At 76.6% G+C, this 4904-nt stretch carries 6 protein-coding genes; 4 read left to right on the top strand and 2 right to left on the bottom strand.

Annotated elements, in window-relative coordinates; genetic code table 11:
* The 4 genes from AC5FZL_RS15435 to ligD (AC5FZL_RS15420) form a co-directional block, all read left to right on the top strand.
* Positions 1-900, top strand: a 900-nt coding sequence (locus AC5FZL_RS15435) for a molybdopterin-dependent oxidoreductase (RefSeq protein ID WP_493619767.1), incomplete at its 5' end; no start/stop codon positions are given.
* A 126-nt stretch (positions 901-1026) separates the two neighbouring features.
* On the top strand, positions 1027-1680 hold the full coding sequence (locus AC5FZL_RS15430; protein ID WP_493619766.1) for a fasciclin domain-containing protein: 654 nt from the start codon (positions 1027-1029) through the stop codon (positions 1678-1680).
* A 104-nt stretch (positions 1681-1784) separates the two neighbouring features.
* On the top strand, positions 1785-2765 hold the full coding sequence (gene ligD / locus AC5FZL_RS15425) for a non-homologous end-joining DNA ligase (protein WP_493619768.1): 981 nt from the start codon (positions 1785-1787) through the stop codon (positions 2763-2765).
* Entirely contained in the window at positions 2762-3712 is a 951-nt protein-coding gene (gene ligD, locus AC5FZL_RS15420; protein ID WP_493619765.1) for a non-homologous end-joining DNA ligase, read from the top strand. The genes ligD (AC5FZL_RS15425) and ligD (AC5FZL_RS15420) overlap by 4 nt, the downstream gene beginning before the upstream one ends.
* Positions 3713-3740: 28 nt before the next feature.
* Here the strand turns inward: ligD (AC5FZL_RS15420) and AC5FZL_RS15415 are convergent, their stop codons facing one another.
* Together AC5FZL_RS15415 and AC5FZL_RS15410 are read right to left on the bottom strand one after the other, a co-directional pair.
* Positions 3741-4244, bottom strand: coding sequence for an HNH endonuclease (locus AC5FZL_RS15415; protein ID WP_493619764.1), 504 nt, complete (start codon positions 4242-4244; stop codon positions 3741-3743).
* Between the two features lie 239 nt (positions 4245-4483).
* A partial coding sequence (locus tag AC5FZL_RS15410) for a C40 family peptidase (RefSeq protein WP_493619763.1) occupies positions 4484-4904 on the bottom strand: 421 nt, incomplete at its 5' end.

Here is a 4904-nt window from a genome sequence, read left to right as displayed (position 1 = left end):
GCCGCCCCGGTCGAGGGCATGCCGCCGTTCGTCACGCCGAACGCCGACTTCTACCGGGTCGACACCGCGCTGACCGTCCCGCGCGTGGACCCGGCCTCCTGGACCCTGCGCGTGCACGGCCTCGTCGAGGAGGAGGTCGAGATCAGCTACGACGAGCTGCTGGACGCCGACCTCGTGGAGTCCGCGATCACCCTCACCTGCGTCTCCAACGAGGTGGGCGGGGAGCTGGCCGGCAACGCGGTGTGGCTCGGCCTGCCCCTGCACGAGCTCCTGGCCCGGGCCCGCCCCGCCGACGGCGCCGACATGGTGCTCTCGACCAGCGCCGACGGGTACACCGCCTCCACCCCGCTCGCCTCCCTCACCGACCCGGCCGTCGGGGCGCTGCTGGCCGTGGGGATGAACGGCGAGCCGCTGCCGGTCGAGCACGGCTTCCCGGTGCGGATGGTCGTGCCGGGCCTGTACGGGTTCGTCTCGGCGACCAAGTGGGTCGTCGACCTCGAGGTCACCCGCTTCGCGGACGCCCAGGCCTACTGGACCCCCCGCGGCTACTCCGCGCAGGCGCCGATCAAGACGGCCTCGCGGATCGACGTCCCCGGGGCCTTCGCGAAGGTGCCGGCCGGGCGGGTCGCCGTCGGCGGCACGGCGTGGGCGCAGACCCGCGGCGTCGAGGCGGTCGAGGTGCGGGTGGACGACGGGCCGTGGCAGCGGGCCACCCTCGCCGACGACGCCGGCCTGGCGACCTGGCGCCAGTGGTCGTTCGTCTGGGACGCCGAGCCCGGCTCGCACACCCTCGTCGTGCGGGCCACCGACGCCACCGGTGAGGTCCAGACGGCCGACCGCGCGCGCCCGGCGCCCGACGGCGCCACGGGCTGGCACTCGGTGAACGTCACGGTGGCCTGACGGCCCGTTATCGATCCGTTGCACAACTCCTGCCCCGATCCACCCATCCCTTCCGCACCGGGCCCCGAACACCACCCGGAAGCAGAACCGCCCGGCTCCTCGGGCCCTCCCGGAAGGACACGCACCATGAAGCGCACCCTCGCCATCGGCACCGTCCTCGCCTCGCTCGCCCTGACCACCGCCGCCTGCGGCGGCTCCAGCGACGCCGCGTCCAGCGAGCCGTCCGCGGACGCCTCCAGCTCCACTCCCATGGAGACCCCCATGGAGACCCCGACGGAGGAGGCCATGGCCGGCCCCGTCGGCCCCGGCTGCGCGGACTACGCCGCGATGGTCCCGGACGGCGCCGGCTCGGTGGAGGGCATGACCCAGGACCCGGTGGCCACCGCGGCCAGCAACAACCCGATCCTCACCCAGCTCACCGCCGCCGTGACCGGCCAGCTCAACCCGGGCGTGAACCTCGTCGACACCCTCAACGGCGGCGAGTTCACCGTCTTCGCGCCGGTCGACGACGCCTTCGCGGCGCTCGACCCCGCCACGGTGGAGATGCTCAAGACCGACGCCCCGATGCTGACCTCGATCCTCACGTACCACGTGGTGCCCGGTCAGCTCAGCCCCGAGGACGTCGTCGGCACCCACGAGACCGCCCAGGGCGGCACGGTCGAGGTCGCCGGCACCCCCGACGCCCTCACCGTCAACGGCGCCAACGTCATCTGCGGCGGCGTCAAGACGGCCAACGCGACCGTCTACCTCATCGACGGCGTGCTCACGCCCACCATGTGACCACCGCTCGCCCCGCGCAGGGCGCCGCTCCCCCGTCGGAGTGGCGCCCTGCGCGCTGTCGTGACGGCGGCGCGCGGCCGCGCCACGCTGGGCCGGTGCTCCCCATGCTCGCCAGCCCCCTGCGGCCCGGCGCCGTCCTGCCCTCGGGGCCGGACTGGGTCCACGAGGTGAAGTGGGACGGCATGCGGGTGCTGGCCTCGACCGGCGGCCCCGCGGGCTCCGGCTCGGTGCGCCTGGCCTCGCGCACCGAGCGGGACGCCACCGCCGCCTTCCCCGAGCTCGCGGTCCTGGCCGACCTGCCCGACGTCCTGCTCGACGGCGAGGTGGTGGCCCTGGACGCCGCGGGCCTCCCCTCGTTCCCGGTGCTGCAGGAGCGCCTCCACGTGCGCGACGCCGCCCGCGCCCGGGCCCTGGTGGCGACGGTGCCGGTGGCCTACGTCGTCTTCGACCTGCTCCGGCTGCGCGGGCGCGACCTCACCGGCGAGCCGCTGGCCCGGCGCCGGGCGGCGCTGGAGTCGCTCGTCCTGCCCGACGGCCCCCTCCAGCTCTCCCCCTGGCACACCGACGGGCCGGCGCTGCTCGCCGCCACCGCCGCGCAGGGCCTGGAGGGCGTGGTCGCCAAGCGGACGACGTCGCGCTACCTGCCCGGCCAGCGCAGCCCCGCGTGGGTCAAGCAGGCGCACCGGCCCTCCCGCACCGTGGTGGTCGGGGGCTGGCGCCCGGAGGTCGGGACCCGCTCGCGCGTGGGCGCCCTGCTCGTCGGCGCCCCCGACGCGACCGGCGCCCTGCGCTACCTCGGCCGGGTCGGCAGCGGGGTCTCCGGCGCCGCCCAGGCCGAGCTCGCCGCCCTCCTCGCGCCGCTGACCGCACCGGCGCCGCCGTTCGCGGACGCCGTCCCGGCCGTGGACGCCGCCGGCACCACCTGGTGCACCCCCGGGCTCGCCGTCGAGGTGCGCCACCTCGGCTGGACCGGCGGGATGCGGCTGCGCCAGCCCTCCTACCTGGGCGTGCGCACGGACGCCGACCCCGACCCGGCGCCGGCGCTGCCGGCGGTCGCGGGGGGCGCTGCGGTGGCGGCGCCGTGAGGGAGCCCGAGGCGCAGCTCGTCGACGTCGGCGGCCGGCGGCTGCGGCTGACGCACCTGGACAAGGTGCTCTGGCCGTCCACCGGCACGACGAAGGCCGAGCTCGTGGCCTACCTCGTCGCCGTGGCCGAGCCGCTGCTGGCCCAGCTCGCCGACCGGCCCCTGACCCGGATCCGCTGGCCGCACGGCGCGGGCGACGAGCAGCGCTTCTTCGAGAAGAACGTGCCGGCGGGGGCGCCGGAGTGGCTGCGCACCGTCGAGCTCTCGACCACCGGCTCGCGGGCGTCACGGTCGTCGTCCGGGCGCGAGGTGCTCGAGCAGCCGGTGGTCGAGGACGTCGCCGGCCTGGTCTGGGCGGCGAACCTCTCGGCGCTGGAGCTCCACACGCCGCAGTGGCGCGTGCCCCGCGGGGCCGCAGCGGCGGCGCGCGAGGCGCCCCGGCGTCCGGACCGGCTCGTCGTCGACCTCGACCCCGGACCGGGCACCGGGCTCGCCGAGTGCTCGGCGCTGGCCCGGCTGGTCGCCGAGCGCCTCGCCGACGACGGCCTCGAGGCCGTGCCCGTGACCAGCGGCGGCAAGGGGCTGCAGCTGTACGCGCCCGTCTCGGGCGAGCAGGACGCCGCGGTGGTGCACGCCTACGCGCGGCGCCTGGCCGAGGGGCTGGCCCGCGACCACCCCGCGCTCGTCACCGCCGTCATGACGCGGTCGGTGCGCACCGGGAAGGTGCTCCTGGACTGGAGCCAGAACTCGCCGGCCAAGACGACGATCACCCCCTACTCCCCCCGCGGGCGCGAGCGCCCCACCGCGGCCGCCCCGCGGCGCTGGGACGAGCTCGGCGACGACCTCGTGCAGCTGACCCTCGACGAGGTCGCCGCCCGCGTGGCCACCGACGGCGACCTCATGGCGCCGTTCGCCGGACCCGGGCGCCGCCTGTCCGAGCGCCCCTGACCCGCCCTCTCCGCCGAGGGTGGGGGGATCAGGCGGCGTCGGAGCGGTCGGGCAGGTAGGTCTCCCACAGCGGGCTGCGGTGCTCGCTGCCGCGCAGGAGCCACGCCGCGCCGTGCGGGGTGGCCGGCCGCCGCCGCAGCACCCAGCCCATCTCCTCGGGGGTGCGGTCGCCCTTGGCGCCGTTGCAGCGCAGGCAGCAGGCCACGAGGTTGTCCCACGCGTCCCGGCCGCCGCGGCTGCGGGGCAGCACGTGGTCGACGGTGCCGGCGCTGCGCCCGCAGTACGCGCAGCGGTGGCCGTCGCGGCGCAGCACCCCGCGGCGCGAGACGTGCACCGACCGCCCGAAGGGCACCCGCACGTAGCGGGTGAGCACGATCACCGCGGGCCGGGGCAGCGACGCCGACGCCGACGCGACCGGCACCTCGTCGGCCACGAGCACGGTCGCCTTGTCGGACAGGACGAGCACGATCGCCCGCCGCAGCGCGACCACCGCCAGCGGCTCGTACCCGGCGTTCAGCACGAGGGTGCGCACGGGGCCCCCTCCCGCGGCGGCTCCCCGCCCGACCGGCCCGGAACGACGACAGGCGCCGTCCTGGTGAGGACGACGCCTGTCGAGGGGGCTGGGGCCGGGCTGACCGGCCCGCTGCAGCCCGGACTGCTGGGGTGGCTGTGCGCACTGCTCGGGCGCGGTGGCCGGCTCCGGTGCGCACGCACGCTCCAGCCCCGAGGGGCTGGAGCGTGCGTCGTGGTCACGACCGAAGCGTAAGGCGGTCAGCCGACGCGGGTGAAGGTGACCGAGGAGGACCAGATGGAGCGGACGTCGATGCTCTTCCCGCTGCGCGGGGAGTCGATCATCATGCCGTCGCCCACGTAGAGGCCGTTGTGGTAGACGCCACCGGAGCCGGTGAAGGAGACGATGTCGCCCGGGCGGGCCTCGCTGGCGGAGATGCGGGTGCCGGCCTGCGCCTGCGCCGCGGCGGTGCGCGGCAGGGAGACGCCGAGCTGGTCGTAGACGTACTGGACGAAGCCCGAGCAGTCGAAGCCGGACGGGCTCGTGCCGCCGAAGACGTACGGGGTGCCGATGTAGCGCTTGGCGATGTCGATCGCCGCGCTGGAGCCGGAGCTGACCGGAGCCGACTTCACGGCGGAGACGGCCTCGGCGGCCGGGGCCGCGGCGGCGGAGGAGCGCGAG

This window comes from Quadrisphaera sp. DVD1 (assembly GCF_058932755.1).
Note: the sequence above shows the minus strand (reverse complement) of the source record. Positions and strands in the feature narration are given on the sequence as shown.

Coding starts and splice junctions, on each gene's coding strand:
- AC5FZL_RS15430 (WP_493619766.1), top strand. CDS start 1,027: ATGAAGCGCACCCTCGCCATCGGCACCGTCCTCGCCTCGCTCGCCCTG.
- ligD (WP_493619768.1), top strand. CDS start 1,785: ATGCTCGCCAGCCCCCTGCGGCCCGGCGCCGTCCTGCCCTCGGGGCCG.